General features: G+C 69.4%; 21 protein-coding genes. 7 read left to right on the top strand and 14 right to left on the bottom strand.

Annotated features, from left to right (window positions below; all coding sequences use genetic code 11):
- Window positions 1-31: 31 nt before the first annotated feature.
- The 8 genes from SJY11_RS09310 to SJY11_RS09275 all read right to left on the bottom strand — a co-directional run bounded on the left by SJY11_RS09310 (window position 32) and on the right by SJY11_RS09275 (window position 8,196).
- Window positions 32-676, bottom strand: a complete 645-nt coding sequence (locus tag SJY11_RS09310) for a class II aldolase/adducin family protein (protein WP_376986301.1) — start codon at window positions 674-676, stop codon at window positions 32-34.
- 13 nt (window positions 677-689) lie between these two features.
- A complete protein-coding gene (mtnA, locus tag SJY11_RS09305; RefSeq protein WP_376986300.1) occupies window positions 690-1,799 on the bottom strand; it encodes an S-methyl-5-thioribose-1-phosphate isomerase in 1,110 nt (369 codons plus the stop codon).
- A 7-nt stretch (window positions 1,800-1,806) separates the two neighbouring features.
- Window positions 1,807-2,334: an adenine phosphoribosyltransferase gene (locus SJY11_RS09300; RefSeq protein WP_376986299.1), complete on the bottom strand. Its 528-nt coding sequence runs from the start codon at window positions 2,332-2,334 to the stop codon at window positions 1,807-1,809.
- 5 nt (window positions 2,335-2,339) lie between these two features.
- Window positions 2,340-3,218 carry an S-methyl-5'-thioadenosine phosphorylase gene (locus SJY11_RS09295; RefSeq protein ID WP_326906099.1) on the bottom strand — a complete coding sequence of 293 codons (879 nt, stop codon included), beginning with the start codon at window positions 3,216-3,218 and terminating at the stop codon, window positions 2,340-2,342.
- A gap of 152 nt (window positions 3,219-3,370) precedes the next feature.
- Window positions 3,371-4,240: a cytochrome c1 gene (locus tag SJY11_RS09290; RefSeq protein ID WP_376986298.1), complete on the bottom strand. Its 870-nt coding sequence runs from the start codon at window positions 4,238-4,240 to the stop codon at window positions 3,371-3,373.
- An 8-nt stretch (window positions 4,241-4,248) separates the two neighbouring features.
- Complete coding sequence (locus SJY11_RS09285; protein WP_326906097.1) at window positions 4,249-5,532, bottom strand: cytochrome b; 1,284 nt, start codon at window positions 5,530-5,532, stop codon at window positions 4,249-4,251.
- 53 nt (window positions 5,533-5,585) lie between these two features.
- Window positions 5,586-6,137 carry a ubiquinol-cytochrome c reductase iron-sulfur subunit gene (gene petA, locus SJY11_RS09280; protein ID WP_326906096.1) on the bottom strand — a complete coding sequence of 184 codons (552 nt, stop codon included), beginning with the start codon at window positions 6,135-6,137 and terminating at the stop codon, window positions 5,586-5,588.
- 193 nt (window positions 6,138-6,330) lie between these two features.
- Window positions 6,331-8,196, bottom strand: coding sequence for an ABC transporter ATP-binding protein (locus SJY11_RS09275; RefSeq protein WP_376986297.1), 1,866 nt, complete (start codon window positions 8,194-8,196; stop codon window positions 6,331-6,333).
- Between the two features lie 176 nt (window positions 8,197-8,372).
- Between SJY11_RS09275 and SJY11_RS09270 the strand changes: the two genes are divergently transcribed.
- Together SJY11_RS09270 and hemF are read left to right on the top strand one after the other, a co-directional pair.
- On the top strand, window positions 8,373-8,918 hold the full coding sequence (locus tag SJY11_RS09270; protein WP_376986296.1) for a tRNA (cytidine(34)-2'-O)-methyltransferase: 546 nt from the start codon (window positions 8,373-8,375) through the stop codon (window positions 8,916-8,918).
- A gap of 58 nt (window positions 8,919-8,976) precedes the next feature.
- Window positions 8,977-9,864, top strand: a complete 888-nt coding sequence (hemF, locus tag SJY11_RS09265) for an oxygen-dependent coproporphyrinogen oxidase (RefSeq protein ID WP_376989287.1) — start codon at window positions 8,977-8,979, stop codon at window positions 9,862-9,864.
- Between the two features lie 12 nt (window positions 9,865-9,876).
- Here hemF and SJY11_RS09260 read toward each other — a convergent pair whose 3' ends face one another.
- The 4 genes from SJY11_RS09260 to SJY11_RS09245 are packed head-to-tail and all read right to left on the bottom strand — an operon-like array spanning window position 9,877 to window position 12,629.
- Window positions 9,877-11,124: a CCA tRNA nucleotidyltransferase gene (locus SJY11_RS09260; RefSeq protein WP_376986295.1), complete on the bottom strand. Its 1,248-nt coding sequence runs from the start codon at window positions 11,122-11,124 to the stop codon at window positions 9,877-9,879.
- Entirely contained in the window at window positions 11,121-11,378 is a 258-nt protein-coding gene (locus SJY11_RS09255) for a DUF6111 family protein (protein ID WP_376986294.1), read from the bottom strand. The genes SJY11_RS09260 and SJY11_RS09255 overlap by 4 nt, the downstream gene beginning before the upstream one ends.
- 22 nt (window positions 11,379-11,400) lie before the next feature.
- The gene (locus tag SJY11_RS09250; RefSeq protein WP_376986293.1) at window positions 11,401-12,045 is read right to left on the bottom strand and encodes a CoA pyrophosphatase; all 645 of its coding nucleotides are present in this window, start codon (window positions 12,043-12,045) and stop codon (window positions 11,401-11,403) included.
- On the bottom strand, window positions 12,045-12,629 hold the full coding sequence (locus tag SJY11_RS09245) for a DUF1285 domain-containing protein (protein ID WP_376986292.1): 585 nt from the start codon (window positions 12,627-12,629) through the stop codon (window positions 12,045-12,047). Before SJY11_RS09245 ends, SJY11_RS09250 begins: the two co-directional genes overlap by 1 nt.
- A 204-nt stretch (window positions 12,630-12,833) precedes the next feature.
- On the opposite strand from SJY11_RS09245, the gene SJY11_RS09240 reads away from it, so the two are divergent.
- Genes SJY11_RS09240 through SJY11_RS09225 form a run of 4 tightly spaced genes read left to right on the top strand, consistent with a single transcriptional unit; the run spans window position 12,834 to window position 19,770 of the window.
- Window positions 12,834-13,859: an AAA family ATPase gene (locus tag SJY11_RS09240; RefSeq protein ID WP_376989286.1), complete on the top strand. Its 1,026-nt coding sequence runs from the start codon at window positions 12,834-12,836 to the stop codon at window positions 13,857-13,859.
- 12 nt (window positions 13,860-13,871) lie between these two features.
- Complete coding sequence (locus tag SJY11_RS09235) at window positions 13,872-14,786, top strand: DUF58 domain-containing protein (RefSeq protein WP_376986291.1); 915 nt, start codon at window positions 13,872-13,874, stop codon at window positions 14,784-14,786.
- 6 nt (window positions 14,787-14,792) lie between these two features.
- Entirely contained in the window at window positions 14,793-17,615 is a 2,823-nt protein-coding gene (locus SJY11_RS09230) for a DUF4159 domain-containing protein (RefSeq protein WP_376989284.1), read from the top strand.
- A gap of 55 nt (window positions 17,616-17,670) precedes the next feature.
- Window positions 17,671-19,770, top strand: a complete 2,100-nt coding sequence (locus SJY11_RS09225) for a hypothetical protein (protein WP_376986290.1) — start codon at window positions 17,671-17,673, stop codon at window positions 19,768-19,770.
- Window positions 19,771-19,875: 105 nt separating this feature from the next.
- On the opposite strand, the gene SJY11_RS09220 is transcribed toward SJY11_RS09225, so the two are convergent.
- A complete protein-coding gene (locus SJY11_RS09220) occupies window positions 19,876-20,385 on the bottom strand; it encodes a GNAT family N-acetyltransferase (RefSeq protein ID WP_376986289.1) in 510 nt (169 codons plus the stop codon).
- A gap of 179 nt (window positions 20,386-20,564) precedes the next feature.
- A complete protein-coding gene (locus SJY11_RS09215) occupies window positions 20,565-21,077 on the bottom strand; it encodes an NUDIX domain-containing protein (protein ID WP_376986288.1) in 513 nt (170 codons plus the stop codon).
- Window positions 21,078-21,407: 330 nt separating this feature from the next.
- Here SJY11_RS09215 and SJY11_RS09210 point away from each other — a divergent pair, with 330 nt between their 5' ends.
- On the top strand, window positions 21,408-22,301 hold the full coding sequence (locus SJY11_RS09210; RefSeq protein ID WP_376986287.1) for a metallophosphoesterase family protein: 894 nt from the start codon (window positions 21,408-21,410) through the stop codon (window positions 22,299-22,301).
- Window positions 22,302-22,368 lie beyond the last annotated feature (67 nt).

Below are 22,368 nucleotides of genomic sequence, written 5' to 3'. Positions count from 1 at the left end.
CCGCTCCGGGTTGACGCCCCCAGAGGCTTGGTCAGCCGACCTTGCCGTAACCCGCGAACTTCGCGCTCACCCGCGCCATCTCGGCCTCGTCGAGGATGACAGGCTCAAGCCCCGCGGCGAGAATGTCGAGATACTGGCCGGCCAGGTTCTCGACCTCGGCCACGATCTGGTGCGCCCCGGCGAGGGAGGCGCCGAGCGCGATGACGCCGTGATTGGCGAGCAGCACCGCCTTGCGTCCCTCCAGTGCCCGCACCGCATTGTCCGCCAGTTCGGGCGTGCCGAAGGTCGCGTAATCGGCACAGCGGATATCGGAACCGCCGCAGAGCGCGATCATGTAGTGGAACGCTGGGATGCCACGACGGGTGCAAGACAGGGCTGTGGCGCGCGGCGAGTGGGTATGGACGATCGCCTGCGCCTCGGGCCGGGCCCGGTAGATCGCGGCGTGGAAGGGCCATTCCGAGGACGGCTTGCGCGCGCCCGACAATACCGCGCCCTCGAGCGACAGCTCGATCAGATCCTCCGGCGTCGTCTGCGCATAGGGCAGGCCCGAGGGCGTGATCAGGAAACCGGCTTCCGTCCGGGCCGAGACATTGCCCGATTTCGATGGGCAAAAGCCCGCCTTGTCGATCGCCTGCGCCACAGTGACGATGCCGGCGCCGAGTTCGTTCCTGGTCATGATCTCGTCCTGCTCACGCGGTGCGCCGCCCGGCCCGTTCCGGAAACAGCCGCGCCAGCCCCTCAGCGCTGGCCTCGCAGACACCACGCTCGGTGATCAGTCCGGTCACGAGCCGGGCCGGAGTGACGTCGAAGGCGGGGTTCGCCGCAGGGCTGCCCGGCGCGACCACGCGGAACGAATGCACCTCGCCGTCCTCCGCCAGCCCGGAGAGATGGGTGACCTCCCGTGCCGCGCGCTCCTCGATCGGAATGTCGCGCAGGCCATCGGACAGGCTCCAGTCGATCGTCGGCGAGGGCAGCGCGACATAGAAGGGCACGCCGTTATCGCGCGCGGCCAGCGCCTTGAGATAGGTCCCGATCTTGTTGGCGACGTCGCCACTGGCCGTCGTCCGATCGGTTCCGACGATCACCATATCGACCTGGCCGCGCTGCATCAGATGCCCGCCCGCATTGTCCGCGATCACCGTATGCGGCACGCCATGGCCGCCGAGTTCGTAAGCCGTCAGCGCGGCGCCCTGGTTGCGCGGCCGTGTCTCATCGACCCAGACATGGACGGGAATTCCGGCGTCATACGCGAGATAGATCGGCGCCAGCGCCGTGCCCCAGTCGACGGTCGCGAGCCAGCCGGCATTGCAATGGGTCAGGATGTTGACGGTGGCCCCATCGGCCTTTTCCGCCGCGATCGAGCGGATCACGCCCAGCCCATGCTCGCCGATGGCGCGGCAGAGCGCGACATCCTCGTCGCAGAGCGCGGCGGCCTCGGCATAGGCGGCCTCAACCCGCTGCGCCTCCGGCAGCGGCGCCAGCCGTGTGCGCAGCCGCGCCAGCGCCCAGTGCAGGTTGACCGCCGTCGGCCGCGTCGCGCCGAGCAGGGCGAGTGTCGCCTCCAGCGCCGTGTCGGAGGCATCGGCCCGCATCGCCAGCGCCACGCCATAGGCCGCCGTCGCCCCGATCAGCGGCGCGCCGCGCACGACCATGCTGCGGATCGCCTCCGACGCCGCCTCGGCCGAGGACAGGGTCACCGTCTCGAACCGGAAAGGCAGCCGCGTCTGGTCGATGACGCAGACGCGCCAGCCATCGGGCGCGAGCCAGATCGTGCGGTAGGTCTGTCCGTTGATCTTCATGCGCGCGTCAATGCCCGCCGAAGGAGACAAGCGTGCGAACGGGCACGCCGAGCCGCCGCACCCGGTCGGCGCCACCGAGATCGGGCAGATCGACGATGAAGCAGGCGGCGACCACCTCCGCCCCCAGCCGCGAGAGCAGGTTCACCGCGCCTTCGGCTGTCCCGCCCGTGGCGATCAGATCGTCGACCAGCAGCACGCGCTCGCCCGACGACACCGCATCCTTGTGGACCTCGATCTCGTCGGTCCCGTATTCCAGCTCATAGGTGACACTGACCGTCTCGTGCGGCAGCTTGCCCTTCTTGCGCACCGGCACGAAGCCGGCCGAGAGTTGGTGTGCCACCGCGCCGCCCAGGATGAAGCCCCGCGCCTCGATGCCGGCGATCTTGGCGATCTTCAGACCGGCAAAGGGCTGCACCAGCTCGTCGACGGCACGGCGGAAGGCGCGGGCATCGCCCAGCAGCGTGGTGATGTCGCGAAAGACGATGCCCGGCTTGGGATAGTCGGGGATGGCGCGGATGCTGTCGGCAAGGTTCATCGCAGTCAGGCCGCTTTCAGGAGGCGCCCCGCCACGGCGTCGAGCTTGGCGAGGAGGGCCGCGTCGCGCATGTCGGGCGCGGTGATGAGGGCGTTGTCGAGCGCGTTGTGGGAGCCGACCGGACAGGGCACGCGCTCCTGCGGGAAATCGGCAGCCAGCCGCGCCACCAGCCGCTTCGCCTTGTCGGCATTGTCGTGCAGCACCTTGACCACGGAGGCGACGTCGACCGGCCCGTGCTCCTCATGCCAGCAGTCGTAGTCGGTGACCATCGCGACCGTCGCATAGGTGATCTCGGCCTCGCGGGCGAGCTTGGCCTCCGGCATCGCCGTCATTCCGATCAGATCGTAGCCGAGCGTCTTGTAGGTGATCGATTCCGCGTAGGTCGAGAATTGCGGCCCCTCCATCGTCACCAGCGTGCCGCCGCGCACGAAGGGCAGCCCCTCCGCGGTCGCGGCCTCCGCGATCAGCCCCTGCAGGGCAGGGCCGACCGGATGAGCGACGGAGACATGGGCGACGCAGCCCCGCCCGAAGAAGGAGGAGGCCCGCCCGCTGGTGCGGTCGACGAACTGGTCGACCAGCACGAACAGGCCGGGATAGAGTTCCGCCTTGTAGGAACCGCAGGCCGAAAGCGAGACGAGGTCGGTGACGCCGGCCCGTTTCATCACGTCGATATTGGCGCGATAGTTGATCTCCGAGGGCGGGATCGCGTGGCCGCGACCATGGCGCGGCAGGAAGACGATCCGGGTGTCGCCCATCCGGCCGATCCGCAGCACGTCGGACGGCTCGCCCCAGGGACTTTCGATGCGCTCCTCGCGCAGGTCGCTCAGCCCCGGCAGGTCGTAGATGCCAGACCCGCCGATGATTCCCAGAACCGCTGCGCTCATGTCGATGTCCTTCCTGACCGGGCGGGACTGTGCCGTGCGGTCCTCCCGGCATCAAGCGTGGGAGCATCGCGATCCGTGGCAGCGTCCAAGAAATGGTGGCACCCAAGAAAAAAGGCCCCGTCGCCGGGGCCTCGTTTCGATGGCGGTGTTCTTCAGTGCGCCGGCGTGCCGTCGGGCATGCGCGACCAGACCTTCTTCTTCGTGTAGTAAAGCAGCCCGCCGAAGATCAGCAGAAACAGCATCACCTGCAGGCCGAGACGCTTGCGCGCCTCGAGGTGAGGCTCGGCTGCCCACATCAGGAAGGCCGTGACGTCCTTGGCGTATTGCTGGGCCGTCTCCGGCACCTGCGGCTGCCCGTCGGCTCCCTTGGGGAACTCGACCTGGCCGTCGTTCAGCACGTTCGGCATCGCGATCAGATGGCCCGGCATATAGGTGTTGTAGTACTGGCCCGGCAGCAGCGTCACGCCTTCCGGCGGCGGATCCTTGTAGCCCGTCAGCAGGGCGGCGATGTAGTCCGGCCCCTGCTCCTGATACTGGCTGAAGATGTCGATGACGAAACGCGGGAAGCCGCGCTCATAGGTCCGCGCCTTCGCCAGCACCGACAGATCGGGCGGATAGGCGCCGCCATTGGCGGCGCGGGCAGCCTGCTCGTTGGGAAACGGTGCGGGGAACGGGTCGGCGGCGCGGCCCGGCCGCTCGAACATCTCGCCCGACTCGTTGGGGCCGTCCTTGATCTGGTAGGTCGCCGCCAGCGCCGTGACCTGGCCGGGCGAGAATTCCGGCCCGCCGGGCTGCGACAGGTTGCGGAACTTCAGCAGCGAGGCGCTGTGGCAGCCCGCGCAGACCTCCTTGTAGACCTTGTAGCCACGCTGAAGCTGGGCGCGGTCGAAGGTGCCGAAGGGGCCGGAGAACGACCAGCTCAGCTCCGGCGGAATGACGCGTTCACCGGCCGCTTGGGCGGTCAGCGGCAGGGCGGCGAGCAGGAGGCCGAAGGTGGCCGAGCGAATCGAGAGAGTGATCATGATTCGTCTCAGCCCTTGGCGTTGGGTTCGGCGGCGACGGCAGTGCCCATGCGCGCACCCGATCCGCCCTGCATGGCGCCGAGCACGGAGTCGGCGATCGAGTTCGGCAGCGCCTTGGGCCGTTCGAACAGGCCGACGACGAACAGAGCGACGAAGTAGCCGAAATACAGGACGGTGAAGATCTGCGAGGCGATGACGTAGCCGCCCTCCGCCGGCATGGCACCGAGCCAGCCGAGCCCGATGCAGACCACGACGAAGGCCCAGAAGAGCTGGCGGGCGATCGGCCGGTAGCTCATCGACTTGATCTTGGAGCTGTCGAGCCAGGGCAGAAAGGCCAGCACGACGATCGCCGCGCCCATCGCGATGACGCCGCCGAGCTTGTCGGGCACCGCACGCAGGATCGCGTAGAACGGCAGGAAGTACCATTCGGGCACGATATGGGCCGGCGTCACGGCCGGATTGGCAGGGATGTAGTTGTCGGCATGGCCCATGAAATTGGGCGTGTAGAACACAAAGTAGGAGAACACGAAGATGAAGCACACCATCGCGAACACGTCCTTGACCGTCGCATAGGGTGTGAACGGCACCGTGTCCTTGGCGACGTTCTTCACCTCGACGCCGGTGGGGTTGTTCTGGCCGACATGATGCAGCGCCCAGACATGGAGGATGACCACGCCGAAGATCATGAAGGGCAGCAGGTAGTGCAGCGAGAAGAAGCGGTTCAGCGTCGGGTTGTCGACCGAGAAGCCGCCCCACAGGAAGGTCACGATCGTCTCGCCGACGATCGGAAGCGCCGAGAACAGGCTGGTGATGACGGTCGCACCCCAGAACGACATCTGGCCCCAGGGCAGCACATAACCCATGAAGGCGGTTGCCATCATCAGCAGCAGGATGACGACGCCGAGGATCCAGAGCACCTCTCGGGGGGCCTTGTAGGAGCCGTAGTAGAGCCCGCGGAAGATGTGGATGTAGACGGCGAGGAAGAACATCGAGGCGCCGTTGGAGTGCAGATAGCGCAGCAGCCAGCCATAGTTCACGTCGCGCATGATGTGCTCGACGGAGTTGAACGCCATCGTCGAATGCGGCGTGTAATGCATCGCCAGGATGATGCCGGTGACGATCTGCGCCACCAGCATGAACATGAGGATGCCGCCGAAGGTCCAGAAATAGTTCAGGTTGCGCGGCACCGGATAGGAAACCGCCGAATCATGCGCCAGGCGGATGATCGGCAGGCGCGCATCGAGCCAGCGTTCGAAACCTGTCTTCGGGACGTAGGAGCTGTGACCACTCATGCGGATTGCCTCGGGGCTGTCTCTTACAGGCGGGTTCGGGCCGAGCGCGTGGCTCAGCCGATCCGGATCTTGGTGTCTTCGGTGAAGGCGTAGGGCGGGATCGGCAGGTTGAGAGGCGCAGGCCCCCTGCGGATGCGGCCCGAGGAATCATAGTGCGAGCCGTGGCAGGGGCAGAACCAGCCGTCGAAATCGCCCTTCGGATCGCCGGGATTGTTGCCGAGCGGCACGCAGCCGAGATGGGTGCAGTTGCCGTACACGACCAGGAACTGCTCGTGGCCCTCCTTGACGCGGGCCTGGTCGGCCTGCGGATCGGGCAGCGAGGCGACGTTGACCGCGCGGGCCTCGTCGATTTCCTTCTTGGTGCGGTGACGCACGAAGATCAGCTTGCCGCGCCAGAACAGCTTGATCGCCTGGCCTTCCGCGATGGGGGCGAGGTCGAGGTCGATCGGCGCGCCAGCGGCGACCGTCTGGGCGTCGGGCGCGAGCTGGCTCACCAGCGGCACCATCACCGCGCCGAGGCCGACGGCACCGGCGGCACCGGTCGCGAGCATGAGGAAATCGCGGCGGGTGGATTCGGTCGGTTTCGTATCGGTCGCGTTCGCCACGATCCAATCCTCTACAACGTCAGTCGAGCTTTGGAAAAACTCGAAATTGCAAGCCTGCGCCGTATCTACGGGCGCGTCGTCACGGCCGCAATGCGGCGGCGCGTCACTGCCGCGCTCTTTGGCATGCAGATTGGACGAAGTCTACTGTTGCAAGAGCCCTGCCGGTGCATGGCGCATCCTCGACAGACGAGCCTCAGGCCGGCAGCGTTTCCGGGTCGGCGGCGGCGAGAAACCCGCCCGACTGGCGCGCCCAAAGCCGGCCATAGAGCCCGCCCCGCGACACCAGCTCCGCATGGCTGCCGATATCGACGATCCGCCCGCGGTCGAGCACGACCAGCCGGTCCAGCGCGGCGATCGTCGACAGCCGATGCGCGATCGCGATAACCGTCTTGCCCTGCATCAGCGCGGTGAGCTGCTCCTGGATTGCGGCCTCGACCTCGGAATCGAGGGCCGAGGTCGCCTCGTCGAGGATCAGGATCGGCGCATCCTTCAGCAGCACGCGCGCGATGGCGATGCGCTGGCGCTGGCCGCCGGAGAGCTTCACGCCGCGCTCGCCGACGCGCGAATCGAAACCGTGGCGTCCGTCCTGGTCGCTCAGCCCCACGACGAACTCATGGGCCGAGGCCTGGCGGGCCGCCTGAGCGATCTCCTCGGCCGTCGAGCCGACCCGCCCATAGGCGATGTTGTCGCCGATCGAGCGATGCAGCAGGGAATTGTCCTGCGTGACCATCCCGATCTGCGCGCGCAGCGAATCCTGGGTCACATGGGCGATGTCCTGCCCGTCGACCAGGATGCGCCCGCCTTCGAGCGGGTAGAGCCGCAGCAGCAGGTTCACCAGCGTCGACTTGCCGGCGCCGGAGGGCCCGACGAGGCCGATCTTCTCGCCCGGCCTGATCGTGAGATCGAGCCCCTCGAACAGGCCGCCGCTCTTGCCGTAGTTGAAGCGGACCTTGTCGAACTGGATGCCACCCTGCTCGACCCGCAGCGGCACTGCGTCGGCCGCATCGGGCAGGTCGTGCGGCTTGGCGATCGTCTCCATGCTCTCCTGCACCGCACCGATGTTCTCGAACACCCCGCGCACGAGATGGATCAGCCAGCTCGACATCTGGACGAGGCGCAGCACCAGGCCGATCGAGGCCGCCACGGCGCCGGGCGTCATCGCGCCATGGCTCCAGAGCCAGAGGCTGAGCCAGGCGGTGACGACCACGAGCAGGCTGTTCATCGTCTGCAGGATGACGCTGACGCCGGTGATCAGCCGCGACAGGTTGAGGAAGGCCGCGTTCCAGCGCGACAGCGATTCGCGCACGGCCGAGCGCTCGGCATCGGCGCGCGCGAACAGCTTCACCGTCAGGATATTGGTGTAGGCGTCGACGATGCGCCCCGTGGTCGACGAGCGCCCGAGCGAATTGGCCTCCGAGCGGCTCTTGGCGCGCGGCACGAAATAGATCAGCAGCACGACATAGGCCGCGAGCCAGACCAGCACCGGCAGCGCCAGCCACAGCGAGGTCGCGCCGAAGAAGCCGATCGCGACCGTGGCGAAGATCAGCGCGTACCAGAGATCGTCGATGACCTCGATGGTGGCGCCGCGGATCGACTGGCCGGCCTGGATCACGCGGGCGGAGAGGCGCCCGGCGAAGTCGTTCTGGAAATAGCCGAGCGCATGGCCCAGCGTGTAGACATGGTTGCGCCAGCGGATCTGGTTGGTGATCTGCGGCACCACGACCTGATCGACGATGGCGTGGTTGGCGAAATAGACCAGCGGCCGCACCACGACCACGAGAAAGGCCGCTCCCGCCAGCAGCCAGCCATGATCGCGAAAGATCGTCTCCGGCGACTGCGTCGCCAGAAGATCGACGAACCAGCCGACCATCAGATACATCGCCGCTTCGATGCCGCTGAAGCCGAGCCCCGTCAGCATGACGAGGACGAGCCAGCCCTTCACCCCCTTGATGTGGTGCCACATGAACGGCCAGACGCCGCGCGGCGGCGTCTCCCGTTCGTCGAAGGGCGCGAAGACGTCGATGCGGCTCTCGAGCCAGCGGAACAGCGGGGTGAACATGTCCGCCCTCCTCTGGACCGGCATGGCGACGAAATCGGGGCAGGGCCCGGGGGCGGATCCGACCGGGAGCCGCGCATATGGCGTGCAGGCGCGACAATTGCCAGCCGTGCCGACGCATGCCCCCGCCCGGCCTACGGCTTGACGCATCTCCCGCCGTCATCCCATGACAGGACACGATGACGGCGACGGACGAAGCAGCATCTCCGAGGGGCCGGGCGCCGCTGCGCCTGGCGCTCTACCAGCCCGACATTCCCCAGAACACCGGCACGATGATCCGCATGGCCGCCTGCCTCGGCGTCGCCGTCGACATCGTCGAGCCCGCCGCCTTCGACGTCTCCGACCGGCATTTTCGCCGCTCCGGCATGGATTATCTCGAACGCGCGGCCGTGACCCGCCACGCCTCCTTCGCCGCCTTCGACCGCTGGCGCCGGCAGGCGGGGCACCGCCTGATCCTGGCCGAGACAGACGGGCGCACCCGCCATCTCGATATCGCCTTCTCGCCCGGCGACATCGTCATGGTCGGCCGTGAATCGGCCGGCGTGGCGCCCGAGGTCTATGCGGCCGCCGATGCGGTGGTCCATGTCCCGATGCTCGAAGGCCTGCGCTCCCTCAACGTCGCGATTGCGGCCGCCCTGGTTCTGGGCGAAGCCTTGCGTCAGGTCGGCGGCTTCGTCCCGGCGGCCGGGGACGAAGACCGACAACAAGAAGCGCATCCAGGGTGAGGAGACGGGGATGACTGACCACAAGGCCGCTACCGTGGCGCCGAGCAACCCCGCGGCGATGGCGCTGGCCGAGGCGATGAAGCCGCGCGCGAAAGCCTGGTTCGAGACGCTGCGGGACCGCATCTGCGCTGCCTTCGAGGCGATCGAGGCTGAGGCGACCGGCCCCTTCCCGCCCGAGACGGACGCGCCCGGCCGCTTCGTCCGCACGCCCTGGCAGCGCAACAACCATGACGGCGCGCCGGGCGGCGGCGGCGTCATGTCGATGATGAGCGGGCGCGTCTTCGAGAAGGTCGGCGTCCATGTTTCGACCGTTTACGGCACTTTCCAGCCCGAATTCGCCGGGCAGATTCCCGGCGCGGCGGAGGATCCGCGCTTCCACGCCACGGGCATCTCGCTGATCGCCCATCCCTGGAACCCGCACGCCCCGACCGTGCACATGAACACGCGCTTCGTCGTCACCACCAAGCCCTGGTTCGGTGGCGGCGCCGACCTCACCCCCGTGCTGGTCGCGCGGCGCAACCAGGACGATCCCGATGCCATCGCCTTCCACGCCGCGATGCGCGATCCCTGCGAACGCCATGCGCCGATCGCCGACTACCCCCGCTTCAAGGCCTGGTGCGACGAGTATTTCCACCTGAAGCATCGCGACGAGCCGCGCGGCATCGGCGGCATCTTCTACGACTATGTCTGGTCGGGCGATCCGGACGGCGACCTTTCCTTCACCCAGGCCGTGGGCGAGGCTTTCCTCAATGCCTATCCGCCGATCCTGCGCGCCAACATGGGCAAGCCCTGGAGCGCCGCCGAGCGCGAGGAGCAGCAGATCCGCCGCGGACGCTATGTCGAGTTCAACCTGCTCTACGACCGCGGCACGATCTTCGGCCTGCGCACAGGCGGCAATGTCGACTCGATCCTCTCCTCCATGCCGCCGACGGTGCGCTGGCCCTGAGCGAGGGCTGCTTCAGTCGGCCGCTGGTCCCGGGCGCGTCGACCGAAGGGCCTCATCCAGAAACCGCCATTGCGCGGATTCGTCGGGAGGGGCGCCCCCCTCGAGCCAGGTGTGCCGCGCCGCCGCCAGCACCTGCCCCACCCGAGGTCCGGCCGGCACACCCAGCGCGATCACGTCCCGCCCCGTCGGCAGAAAGGGCGGCGTGCGGGCCAGTTCGGCGATCATCGCCTGAGCCCGCCCGGCAGCCTCCGCGCCCCGCCCGGCCAGCAGCACGAGCCCGGCCGCCGTCGCGTCCTGCCCGATCCGATGAGCGAGATGGCGCAGTTGCGCCAGGGTCGCGGGCTTGTCCCGGCCCGACACCCCCTCCAGCGCCAGCGCGATCCGCTCGATCCGGTCGAACTCCTCATTGGAAAGGCGAAGCTCCTCGCGCAGCCGCAGCGCGTCCTCCCGCACACCAACGGCGAGGGCCGCCAGCCGGAAGGCGGGATAAATGCCCTCGCCTCCGCCCTCAGTCACCGCCTCGAAACGGGCCAGATGCGGCACGCGGCCGATCATCGGCACCAGCAGCCCGGCTTCGGCCATGACCCGCAGCGCAGCGGCCGCGCCGGGCGCCACCAGCAGCTTCATCAGTTCGGCCCGGACGCGTTCGCGCGACAGCCCCGCCAGCCCGCCCCGCCCCGCGATGCAGGCGCGGACGCCGTCGGCATCCGGCGAACCGGCCCCATAGCGGGCGTGAAAGCGGAAGAAGCGCAGGATCCGCAGATAATCCTCGCGGATGCGCGTCCCCGCATCGCCGATGAAGCGGATGCGCCGCGCGGCGAGATCGGCGAGCCCGCCGCAGGGATCGTGGACGGCGCCGAGCCGGTCGAGCGAGAGCGCATTGACCGTGAAATCGCGCCGCCGCGCATCGGCGACGAAATCGCGCCCGAAGCGGACCGTCGCGCGCCGGCCATCGGTCTCGACATCCTCGCGCAGCGTCGTCACCTCGCAGGCGATCCCGTCCGCGACGAGGGTCACCGTGCCGTGCTCGATCCCCGTCGGCACGGCCTTGAACCCGGCGAGCCGGCCACGCCGCATCGTGTTCTCGGGCAGCGCGGTCGTCGCCAGATCGACATCGCCGATCGGTTCGCCGAGCAGGGCGTCGCGCACCGCGCCCCCGACGATGCGGGTTTCCTCACCCTCGCCGTTGAGCGCTTCCAGCAGCCGGGAGAGCGATGGCCGCGCCAGCAGGGCGGCGATCCGCCCCTCGGAAGAGGTCATTTGAAGCGGCCGGGCACCAATTGCCCGTTCTCCATATGCGGCGGCTCATAGGCGCCGGTGGCGCGCGGCGCGGTCCAGCCGCCATAGGCGACGAGCGCGATCGACAGCAGCAACCCGACGATAGCAAGCCAGAACAGGTGCCGGCTCCAGTGCTCGACATCGAGCGGGTTGCGCCGTTTGACGATGAGGTAGCCGGCGAAGATGCAGAAAGGCAGGACGAAGAGAAGCACCTCTTCGATGATCGAGCGCAGCATGGCCTTGATCGTCCAGTCCGGTTCAGCCGGAGAGCCGCTCGTAGAGATTGCGGATCATGCCGGCGGTGGCACCCCAGATATAGCGATCCCCGAACGGGATCGCATAGTAGGTGCGGTAAAGCCCCTGCCATTCCCGGCCCTCGCGCCGGTGATTGGCAGGGTCGAGCAGAAAGGAGAGCGGCGTCTCGAAGGCGTCGTCGACCTCGTGGGCGTTCAAGGTCAGGGTGAACGGCGGCTCGAGCAGGGCGACCACCGGCACGATACGGTAGCCCGTCCCCGTCAGATAGGCATCGAGGAAGCCGAGCGTGCGAACGCGTTCCCGCGGCAGCCCGATCTCCTCCTCCGCTTCGCGCAGCGCCGTCACAACCGGCGAGCCGTCCACGGCATCGACCCTGCCGCCGGGAAAGGCCACCTGTGCCGAATGACTGCGCAGCGTCGCCGCCCGCTGCGTCAGAATGACCGTCGGCCCCTCGGGCCGCGGCACGATGCCGATCAACACCGCCGCGGCAACGGCCGCCCTCTCGTCCGGCGGCGGGACGGGGTGCGGCTGGTGGTCGTGGTCGCCGCGCGGCCGCGCGATCACGTCGCCCAGTTGCGGCGGCTCCAGCCGCAGCCGGCGTTGAGCCAGTTCGGCGAATTCGTCGACCGTCAAATCAAGAGCCTGCATCACAACCCGTCGATCTCGCCCGCCGGAACGGCCGGATGGAACAGCCCGCCCGCGGCCACGCCGAACTGCGCCAGACCCTCCACCTCGCGAACCTCCCCCAGCGCCAGCAGATCATAGGTCAGCGCGCGCGTGAGCCGGGCCCAGAGGTTGCGACGCACATGGACATAGGGCTTCAGCCCGTCTCCCGCCGCCTCCCGCTCGAAGCGAATCGGATGCTCCGGACCCACCTTCACGAGATCGTCGACCTGCGTGCGAAAGGCGATCGCGCGGGCCTCGCCCTCGCCCTCCACCGCCATCTCCACGGCCTGGAAGGGTGCATCCTCGACCGTGATGCCGAGCTTTTCCACCGGGGTCACGAGAACGTAATCATCGCCGTCCCGCCGCAGGACCGAGGCAAACAGCTTGACCAGAGCCGGCCGACCGATGGGCGTTCCGAGATAGAACCAGGTACCGTCGGCCGCGATCCGCATGTCGATATCGCCGCAGAAAGCGGGGTTCCAGCGCTCGACTGGGGGGATCCCGCGCGCCTTCCCGCCCTGCAGCGCCGCGACCAGCCGCTCCATCGCGCCGCCGCTGTCGCTCATGAGAGTCTCTGCCGGTGCTGCCTGCGGCATCGTGGTTACATCATCGCCTCTGCCTTGAACTCCACATAATCGTGAAGCCGTGTTCTGTGCACCGCGTCATTCCGCCCTTGAGCCGGCATGGCGCCCCGTCCACAGTCAACGGCTCAGGCCGTTGCGGGTTGCGGGACAGCGGATGGCGCGGAGCCGAGGGTGAAGGAGATCGATATGGTGGCGCAAGTCCAGGCTCTGGAAGCCAACCCCCCCGTCAGCCTGGATACCGGCATCGTCGAGGCTGCGGAAGCCGCGCTCGGCGCGATCGGCGCCGCCCGCAACGAAATCGGCCGGGTCATCTTCGGCCAGCAGAAGGTCGTCGATCTCTCGCTGATCACCCTGCTCGCGGGCGGCCATGGCCTGCTGGTCGGCGTGCCCGGCCTCGCCAAGACCAAGCTGGTCGAGGCGATGGGCACGGTGCTCGGCATGAGCGCACGCCGCGTCCAGTTCACGCCCGACCTGATGCCCTCCGACATCCTGGGCTCCGAGGTGCTCGACGAGAGCGCCGACGGGAAGCGCCATTTCCGCTTCATCAAGGGCCCGGTCTTCGCCCAGCTCCTGATGGCCGACGAGATCAACCGCGCCTCGCCGCGCACCCAGTCGGCGCTGCTGCAGGCGATGCAGGAGCACCACGTCACCGTCGGCGGCGAGCGCTACGACCTGCCCGCCCCCTTCCATGTGCTGGCGACCCAGAACCCGATCGAGCAGGAGGGCACCTATCCGCTGCCCGAGGCGCAGCTCAACCGCTTCCTGCTCGAGATCGACGTCGCCTATCCCGACCGCGAGGCCGAGCGCCGCATCCTGATGGAGACCACCGGCGCCTCCGAACACAAGCCGGCCCAGGCGATGACGGCCGAGACCCTGATGTCGACGCAGCGGCTGGTGCGCCGCCTGCCGGTCGGCGACGCCGTCGTCGACGCGATCCTCGATCTCGTCCGCTCCGCCCGCCCCGGCGAGGGCAGCGACGCCGCGATCACCGACAAGCTTTCCTGGGGCCCGGGCCCGCGCGCCAGCCAGTCGCTGACGCTGGCCTGCCGCGCCCGCGCGCTGGTCGAAGGCCGCCTCGCGCCCTCGATCGACGATGTCGTGGCGCTCGCCGTCCCGGTGCTCAAGCACCGCGTCGCGCTGACCTTCGCCGCCCGCGCCGATGGCGAGACGGTCGAGGGCATCATCGGCAAGCTCGTCGAGCGGCTGGGATAGGGGCGGACAGGGATGCTGCGCACGCGCGTTCTCGGATCGGCCGAACGCCAGCCCGCGAGGCCGGTCGTCACCGCCTCGCTCGATCTGGCGGCGCGCCTGCCTCGGCTGATCCTCGAGGCGCGGCGCGTCTCCGCCAGCCTGCACGGCATCCACGGGCGCCGCCGGGCGGGCCCGGGCGAGACCTTCTGGCAGTACCGCCCGCTCGTCACCGGCGAATCCTCCTCCCGCATCGACTGGCGCCGCTCGGCCCGTGACGGCCACCTCTTCGTCCGCGAACGCGAATGGGAGGCCTCCCACGCGATCTGGCTCTGGATCGACCGCTCCGCCTCGATGGGCTTCGCCTCCAGCCTCGCCATGGCCTCGAAGTTCGATCGCGCACTGATCGCGGGCTTCGCCCTCGCAGAGACCCTGGTCGATGGCGGCGAGCGCGTCGGCCATCTCGGGCTGACGCGGGCGCTGGCCTCGCGCCGCATCGTCGAGACGCTGGCCCAGGCCATCCTCGCCGATGCCAAGGGAGCCGATCTCGATCTGCCGCCGGACGGGCCGCTGCCGCGCCTGGCCGATGCGATCATCATCACGGACGGGCTTTCGCCAGCCGATTCGCTCGCGCGCCGCATCGCCACCCTCGCCTCCTCCGGCGCCCGCGGCCATGTCCTGCTGATCGCGGACCCGATCGAGGAGACCTTCCCCTTCACCGGGCAGGCCGAGCTCTTCGATCTTGAGGACGGGCTCTCGTTGCGCGTCGGCGATGCCGGCTCCTGGGGTGCCGAATACCGCCAGCGGCTGGAAGCCCATCGCGATGCAATCCGGGAGGCCTGCCGAAAGGCCGGCTGGACGCTGACCCTGCACCGCACCGACCGGCCCGCGAGCGAAGGCGTGCTGCGGGTCGCGAGCCTCGTCGCGGCAGCGCGCGGAAGCGGGAGATAGCCGGTGCTGAACGCGCTCCCCCTCGCCTTCTCCGCCCCGCTCGCGCTGGCCGCGCTCGCGCTGCTGCCCGCGCTCTGGCTGATCCTGCGGGTCACGCCGCCGCGGCCGCGCCGCATCGACTTTCCGCCGCTCAAGATCATGGCCGACCTCGTCGCCAAGCGCGAGATGCCGGCCCATACGCCGTGGTGGCTGCTGGCGCTGCGCATGCTGGTCGCGGCTCTGGCGATTCTCGCTGTGGCCGGCCCGGTCTGGAACCCGCCCCGCGAGGCCGGGCCGCTGCAGGGCCCGATGCTGCTGCTGATCGACAACGGCTTCGGCGCCGCCACCGACTGGCCGGAGCGCCTGCTGGTCGCCGAATCCCGCGTTGCCGCCGCCGCACGCGAAGGCCGCCCTGTCGCGCTCGTCGGCCTGGCGGAAAACCCAGCCGAGATCGCGCTGTTTGAGCCGCGCGCCGCCCTCGACCGCCTGCGCGCGCTCGCCCTGCAGCCGCATGCGCCCGACCGGGGCGCTCACCTGCCGCGCATCGAGAATTTCCTGCGCAGCGCCCCGGAGGCCGAAATCGTCTGGGTGGCCGACGGGCTTTCGGTCTCCGACGACGCCGCCTTCCTTGCCCGGCTGAGGCAGGAGGCCGGCGCCGGGCGCCTCTCGATCCATGCCGCCCCCGTCGCCCAGCTCGCTCTGGCCGCACCCGAGAATCTCGCCGGGGCGCTGGCGGTCAAGGTGCTGCGGCCGACCGCCAGCGCCGCCGCCAGCGGCCTCGTGCGCGCGCTCGACCTTAAGGGTCTGCCGCTTGGCGATGCGCCCTTCGTCTTCGAGGGCTCCGCTCTGCAGACCACCGCCCGTCTGACCCTGCCGATCGAGGTTCGCAATGCGGTCTCGCGGCTCGAAATCGTCGGCGAGCGCAGCGCCGGCGCGGTCGCCCTGCTCGACGACCGGTCCAAGCGCCGCCGCGTCGGCATCGTCTCGGGCGCGACGACCGACACGGCACAACCGCTGCTCTCGCCGACCTACTACGTCTCGCGGGCGCTTTCGCCCTTCGCCGAGATCAGGGAGCCGCGCCCGGGTTCGACCGACCCGGTCGGTGAATTGCTGGAGCAGAACCTCTCGGTGCTGGTGCTGGCCGATATCGGCGCGCTCGATCCCGAGACAGCGGGCAAGATCAACGATTTCATCCAGCGCGGCGGCGTGCTGCTGCGCTTCGCCGGCGCGCGCCTGGCTGCCGCCTCCGACGAGCTCACGCCGGTGCGCCTGCGCCGCGGCGGGCGCACGTTGGGCGGCGGGCTCTCCTGGGAAACGCCGCGCAAGCTCGCCGCTTTCACCCGCGAGAGCCCCTTCTTCGGCGTGCCGATCAGTGACGATGTCCGCGTCAGCCGCCAGATCCTGGCGGAGCCGGAAGCCGATCTGTCGCGCAAGACCTGGGCGGCGCTGGAGGACGGCACGCCCGTCGTCACCGGCGAGCGCCGCGGCGACGGCATGATCGCGATGATGCATGTCACGGCCGACACGACCTGGTCGAACCTGCCGCTGTCGGGCCTCTTCGTCGAAATGCTCAGGAAGATCGTCGGCCTCGCTGGCACCGGCCCGGCCGAGCCCCAGGGAGAGGATGCCCGCGTGGAGACGCTCTCGCCGACCCGCGTGCTCGACGGCACTGGCAGCTTCCGCAGCCCGCCCGCCACGGCCCAGCCGGTCGCACGCAGCTTCACCGGCCGCGCCACGCTCGCCCATCCGCCCGGCATCTACGGCCCCGCCGACGGCTCGCTCGCGGTCAACACGCTCAACCCGACCGACACACTGCACGCGATCGACCTCGCCGCGCTGGGCGTGGCTGTTCTGCCGGTCGACAAGCCGGTCGCGCTCGACATTCGCCCGCAGCTTCTCGTTCTGGCGCTGCTGCTGCTGGTCGCCGACACGCTGGCGACGCTCTGGCTCGGCGGCCGCCTGAACTTCGCCCGCCGGGCCCGCCGCGCCGCACCCGCCGCCATCCTCCTGGCGCTGGCGCTGGGCGGCGGCACGCTCCTGCCGGAGCCGGCTCAGGCCCAGACGCCTGCGTCGACGCCGGCTCCGGACCAGCGCCCGCCGATCCCGCGCGAGCTTTTCGCCGCCGGAGCGGTCACCCGCCTCGCCTATGTCGTCACCGGGGACCGCGCGGTCGACGAGATGTCGAAGGCCGGGCTCGCCGGGCTCAACGTCGTGCTCGGCGCGCGCACCGCGCTCGAACCGGGCGAGGCCGTCGGCGTCAACGCCGACCGCGACGAACTCGCTTTCTTTCCGGTGCTCTATTGGCCGATCGTCTCCGGACGGCCGATCCCCTCCTCGGAGACGCTGCGCAAGCTAGAGGCCTATATGAAGGGCGGCGGGCTGGTGATCTTCGACACCCGCGACGCGATGAGCGCACGTCCGGGCGGCGGCACCACCCCCGAGGGTGACCAGCTCCGGCGCATGCTGCAGACGCTCGACATTCCCGAGCTCGAGCCGATCCCGCGCGACCACGTCCTGACCAAGACCTTCTACATCCTCGACGGCTTCGTCGGGCGCTATGACAGCGGCACGACCTGGGTCGAGATCCTGCCACCGGCCGGCGCCGACGGTCGCCGCCCGGCGCGGGCCGGCGACAACGTCTCGCCCATCGTCATCACCTCCAACGACCTCGCCTCGGCCTGGGCCGTCAACCGCCGCGGCGAGCCGCTCGTGCCGCTTTCCGGCTCCGATCCGCGCCAGCGCGAAATGGCGCTGCGGGCCGGCGTCAACCTCGTGATGTACGCCCTCACCGGCAACTACAAGGCCGACCAGGTCCATGTCCCGGCCCTGCTCGAAAGGCTGGGCCAGTGAGGCGCACTCGAACCGTGCAATGGCTGCGGGGGCGTAGCGACAGGACCTTGATCTGATGTGGAGCCTCTCCTTCGCGCCGCTCGTCCCGCTGCCGCTGCTGATCGGCCTCGCCGTTCTGGCGGCGCTGGCGGCGGGTGCGGCGATCGTGCTCGCCGGCAGGAGCGCGATCCTGCGCGCGCTCGCCCTCGTCGTGCTGACCCTGACGCTGGCCGACCCCTCCCTCGTCTTCGAGGACCGCGAGCCGGTGAAGGACGTCGTCTCCGTCGTCATGGACCGCTCCGCCTCGAACCGCCTGAGCGACCGCTCCGCCCAGTCCCAGGCCGCCCAGGCCGAGATCGAGCGACAGCTGCGCGGCATCGGCAATGTCGAGTCGCGCATCGTCGAGGTCCGCGACGCGCAGGGTTCGGGTGACGGCACGAGGCTTTTCGAGGCGCTGGCCGCCAGCCTCGCCGACGTGCCCTCCGAGCGCGTGGCCGGCGCCATCGTCGTCACCGACGGCCTCGCCCATGACACGCCGCCGACGGCGGAGGCGCTCGGCCTGCGGGCTCCGCTGCACGTGCTGACCACGGGCCGCGAGCGCGAGATCGACCGCCGGATCGTGCTGGTGGATTCACCCCGCTTCGGCATCGTCGGCAAGGACCAGACGGTACGGCTGCGCGTGCTCGAGAAGGGCGGTCCCGGTCGCGCCGCCCTGACGGTGCGGCGCGACGGCGAGATCATCGCCCGCCGCGAGGTCGTGGTCGGCCAGACCGTGTCGCTGCCGGTCCGCATCGACCGCGGCGGCCCCAATGTCGTCGAGATCGAAGCGGCCCCGCTCGACAACGAGCTGACGCTCGCCAACAACCGCGCCGTCATCACCATCGAAGGCGTGCGCGACAAGCTGCGCGTGCTGCTGGTCTCCGGCGAGCCGCATCCGGGCGAGCGCACCTGGCGCAACCTGCTCAAGGCCGACGCCAATATCGACCTCGTGCATTTCACCATCCTGCGCCCGCCGGAGAAGCAGGACGGCACGCCGATCAACGAACTCTCGCTGATCGCCTTCCCGACGCGCGAGCTGTTCCAGGTCAAGATCAAGGAATTCGACCTGATCATCTTCGACCGCTACGCCAACCAGTCGATCCTGCCGCTGGTCTATTTCGACAACATCGTCCGCTATGTCCGCGAGGGCGGCGCGCTGCTGATCGCCGCCGGTCCGGAATATGCCGGTGCCCAGTCGCTGGCCCGCACGCCACTCGGCCAGATCCTGCCGGCCCTGCCGGACGGTTCGGTGATCGACGAGGCCTATCGCGCCCGCGTCAGCGAGCCCGGCCGGCGCCATCCGGTGACGCGCGACCTGCCGGGCTCGGAGGTCGAGCCGCCGCAATGGGGTGAATGGCTGCGCATGGTCGGCGCCCGTGCCCGCACCGGCTCGCCGGTGATGACCGGCCCGGGTGAGCGCCCGCTGCTGATGCTGGCGCGCGAGCAGAAGGGCCGCGTCGCGCTCTTCCTGTCGGACCATGCCTGGCTCTGGGCGCGCGGTTTCCGCGACGGCGGTCCCCATCTCAACCTGCTGCGCCGCCTCGGCCACTGGCTGATGAAGGAGCCCGATCTGGAGGAGGAGGCCCTGCGCGCCGTCTCGCGCAGCGGCACTATCGAGGTCGAGCGCCAGACGCTGGGCGACAACCCGGCCCCCGTCGTGGTCACCGGCCCCGACGGTCAGTCCCGCTCCATCCCGCTCGAGCCCGGTCGCCCCGGCCTGTTCACGGCCCGGATCCCGACCAGCGAGTTCGGTCTGCACCGGATCGCAGGCGACAACCTCACCGCCTTCGCCAGCGTTGGCCCGGAGAACCCGCGCGAACTGATGGAGGTCGTCAGCGATCCCGCCCAGCTTAGCACGCTGGCCGAGGCGACGGGCGGCTCGTCGCGCCGCATCGGCCAGGAGGGTGGCTCGGACGTCACCGTGCCGCGCATCGTGCCGGTGCGATCGGGCAGCCAGTTCGCGGGCTCGGACTGGATCGGCCTGCGCATCAGCGATTCCGGCATCGTGCGCGGCGTCCAGATCTCGCCGCTCTTCGTCGGTCTGATCGGGCTGGCGCTTCTGTTCGGGGCCCTCGTCGCGGGCTGGCTCGGCGAAAGCGGCCGGCGCTTCAACCGCAAGCCCGACGCGGCGGCCTAAAGATCAGGCGCGTCATGGTCGGGCTTGACCCGACCATCTCGGAAACCAGAATTTCCGTGTCATGAGATTCTCGGGTCAAGCCCGAGAATGACGATGTGGCAAGCCTCATGCGCCTGGCTTGATCGTCGTCACCGCGCCGCGCCGCTCCACCAGCACGCCCTCGGCCAGTTCCAGCGCCAGGAACCGCGCCGGATCGGCCGGGCCGGGCAGCACGAGCTGGCCCGGCGGAATGACCCTGAAGCCGAAGCGGGCGTAATAGGGCGCGTCCCCCACCAGCAGGATGAGGTCGTGCCCGTCGGCGCGCGCGGCCTCGATCGAGCGGTTCATCAGCGCAGCCCCGATGCCCCTTCCCTCGAAGGCGGGATCGACGGTGAGAGGCCCCAGCATCAGCGCGGCATGGCCACCGGCCGCAACCGGCGTCACCCGGATCGAGCCGACGAGGAAGGTGCCGACATGCGCCGCGAAGGTCAGCGCCGGATCGGGCGGCACGCCCTCGCGCAGGCGGAAGGCGGTGCGCGCGAAGCGCCCGGGCCCGAAGGCGCGCTCATGCAGCCGCTCGATCGCGGCGGCATCGGCGGGAAGCTCATGGCGAATGGTCAGGGGAAGCGAAGTCATGACGGCGTCAAACCTGCGGACGGGCAGAGGCGGGGCATGTTAGGGCGGGGTCCGCGCGCGGCGCGGCCCTGCCAGAAGCGCGTTCAGCGCGCCGGTCGTCGCAGGAGGGAGGTCGGGAGCCCGTTCGTCATGGTGGCGGCGCTGTAGCAGAGCACCGGGCGGCCGTCCATCGGCAGGTTTCACCACTCCGCCGAGGGCGTTGAGCTCCCCGCGATCTCGGCCAGCCTCCTCCGCGTCCCCGGCGTCAGCCCCTGCGGCAGCGCGTCGAGCGGAAAGAATGCGGCCTCCGCGATCTCCAGATCGGGCTTCTTGGCCGCGTCGACCACGAAATCCCTGACGACATAGAGCGCCACATGATCGCGCCGCGAGATCTTGCGGTTGAAGTAGACGCCGAACAGCGTGGCCGGCCCCGACAGGCTGATCCGGGCCTCCTCCGCCAACTCGCGCGCCAGCGCCTCAACCATCGGCTCGCCGACCTCAACCCCGCCTCCCGGCAATTGCCAGCCCGGCGTATAGGTGTGCCGGACTAGGAAGACCTCGCCCCGGTCGTTCAGAACCGCCGCGCGCACGCCCAGCGTCATGCCGCGCATCAGCCGGAAATAGACATGCAGCAGGCGGATCTGCAGGCGCTGGAGCCGCGTCAGGGTGCTGTCCGAGCCCTGCTCCGCGCCGGTCTGCGCTCGTCCGCTCACGCATGGCCTCCAATCGTTACCGAATTGTATATGCAAATTACGCATGACGGACCCCCGTCCTGCGGTCTCAAGCGTCACAAACGCGCCGCAAACCGGGCCGATATCCCAGCCTCATTGCTGGGGAATACCGACATGCTTCTCTCTTTCATCATCGCGTTCTTTCGCGCCAAGCCCGCCTTCGTCTGGCAGCCCGCCCTGACGCTGACCGATTCGCGCATCGTCTCCGAACTGACCGGCGCCGCAAACTGAACCATTCGCACCATCCGCGCACGCGAAAGCGTGCGGCACGGGTGGCTTGACGATGGCTTGGCCGCAAGGCTAGCGCAGGGCGTGTTCAAGCTCGCGCACCTGTCCGATCCGCATCTCGGCCCGCTCGCGGGTTTTTCGCTGCATCAGCTCTTCGGCAAGCGGGCGACCGGTTACGTCAACTGGCGCCGCAAGCGCCGGCACGCCCATGACATGGATATCCTGGCGCTGATCGTCGCGGATATCCGCGCGCAGATGCCGGATCATATCGCCTGCACCGGCGACGTCTCCCATATCGGCCTGCCCAACGAGTTCAAGACGGCCGTCGCCTTCCTCGACGAACTCGGTCCGCGCGAGGCCGTGAGCTTCGTGCCGGGCAACCACGATGCCTATGCGCGCTCCTCCCTGAAGGCGCTGGCCCATCATCTCGGGCCATGGGTCGCAAGCGACGACGGCAGCGTCGGCTATCCCTGGTATCGCCGCCGCGGCCCCGTCGCGCTGATCGGGCTCAACACCGGCGTGCCCACCCTGCCCCTGATGGCGACCGGCAGGGTCGGCCGCGACCAGATCGCCAAGGCGGAGATCCTGCTCAACCGCGCCCGCGACGAGGGGCTGATCCGCGTCGTGCTGATCCACCACCCGCCCTATGTCGGCGGCGCACGCCGCTCGCGCGAGCTGGTCGATGCCGCCGCCTTCGAGGCCATGCTCGCCCGCAAGGGTGCCGATCTCGTCATCCACGGCCACAATCACCGCTTCTCGCTGGCCTGGCGCCCGGGGCAAGGCCGCGACGTGCCGATCGTCGGCGTGCCCTCGGCCTCGATCGGCCCACTCGGCCATGGCGAACTGGCGGGCTGGCATCTGTTCAAGATCGAAGGCGATGGGCGCGACCCGCACATCGCCTTCGAGCAGCGCGGCTTCGAGCTCGACGGCACCGTGATGCGGCGACAGGAGATCGCGCTTCACACCAAGCCGGTGTGACGAGACGCGTCATTTTCGTGCGACGCAGAGCGCTGACCCGAGAATCCCGTGACGGGTTTCACTGGTT

Origin of the sequence: Allobosea sp. R86505 (assembly GCF_042466375.1) — a bacterium.
In the GTDB taxonomy this organism is placed as follows: Bacteria; Pseudomonadota; Alphaproteobacteria; order Rhizobiales; family Beijerinckiaceae; genus Allobosea.
This window is presented reverse-complemented; position numbering and strand designations above follow the sequence as displayed.

Bases quoted from the DNA above. Each gene is read 5' to 3' on its own strand.
- SJY11_RS09310 (WP_376986301.1), bottom strand. From the start codon at position 676: ATGACCAGGAACGAACTCGGCGCCGGCATCGTCACTGTGGCGCAGGCG.
- mtnA (WP_376986300.1), bottom strand. From the start codon at position 1,799: ATGAAGATCAACGGACAGACCTACCGCACGATCTGGCTCGCGCCCGAT.
- SJY11_RS09300 (WP_376986299.1), bottom strand. From the start codon at position 2,334: ATGAACCTTGCCGACAGCATCCGCGCCATCCCCGACTATCCCAAGCCG.
- SJY11_RS09295 (WP_326906099.1), bottom strand. From the start codon at position 3,218: ATGAGCGCAGCGGTTCTGGGAATCATCGGCGGGTCTGGCATCTACGAC.
- SJY11_RS09290 (WP_376986298.1), bottom strand. From the start codon at position 4,240: ATGATCACTCTCTCGATTCGCTCGGCCACCTTCGGCCTCCTGCTCGCC.
- SJY11_RS09285 (WP_326906097.1), bottom strand. From the start codon at position 5,532: ATGAGTGGTCACAGCTCCTACGTCCCGAAGACAGGTTTCGAACGCTGG.
- SJY11_RS09275 (WP_376986297.1), bottom strand. From the start codon at position 8,196: ATGTTCACCCCGCTGTTCCGCTGGCTCGAGAGCCGCATCGACGTCTTC.
- SJY11_RS09270 (WP_376986296.1), top strand. From the start codon at position 8,373: ATGACGGCGACGGACGAAGCAGCATCTCCGAGGGGCCGGGCGCCGCTG.
- hemF (WP_376989287.1), top strand. From the start codon at position 8,977: ATGGCGCTGGCCGAGGCGATGAAGCCGCGCGCGAAAGCCTGGTTCGAG.
- SJY11_RS09260 (WP_376986295.1), bottom strand. From the start codon at position 11,124: ATGACCTCTTCCGAGGGGCGGATCGCCGCCCTGCTGGCGCGGCCATCG.
- SJY11_RS09255 (WP_376986294.1), bottom strand. From the start codon at position 11,378: ATGCTGCGCTCGATCATCGAAGAGGTGCTTCTCTTCGTCCTGCCTTTC.
- SJY11_RS09250 (WP_376986293.1), bottom strand. From the start codon at position 12,045: ATGCAGGCTCTTGATTTGACGGTCGACGAATTCGCCGAACTGGCTCAA.
- SJY11_RS09245 (WP_376986292.1), bottom strand. From the start codon at position 12,629: ATGAGCGACAGCGGCGGCGCGATGGAGCGGCTGGTCGCGGCGCTGCAG.
- SJY11_RS09240 (WP_376989286.1), top strand. From the start codon at position 12,834: ATGGTGGCGCAAGTCCAGGCTCTGGAAGCCAACCCCCCCGTCAGCCTG.
- SJY11_RS09235 (WP_376986291.1), top strand. From the start codon at position 13,872: ATGCTGCGCACGCGCGTTCTCGGATCGGCCGAACGCCAGCCCGCGAGG.
- SJY11_RS09225 (WP_376986290.1), top strand. From the start codon at position 17,671: ATGTGGAGCCTCTCCTTCGCGCCGCTCGTCCCGCTGCCGCTGCTGATC.
- SJY11_RS09220 (WP_376986289.1), bottom strand. From the start codon at position 20,385: ATGACTTCGCTTCCCCTGACCATTCGCCATGAGCTTCCCGCCGATGCC.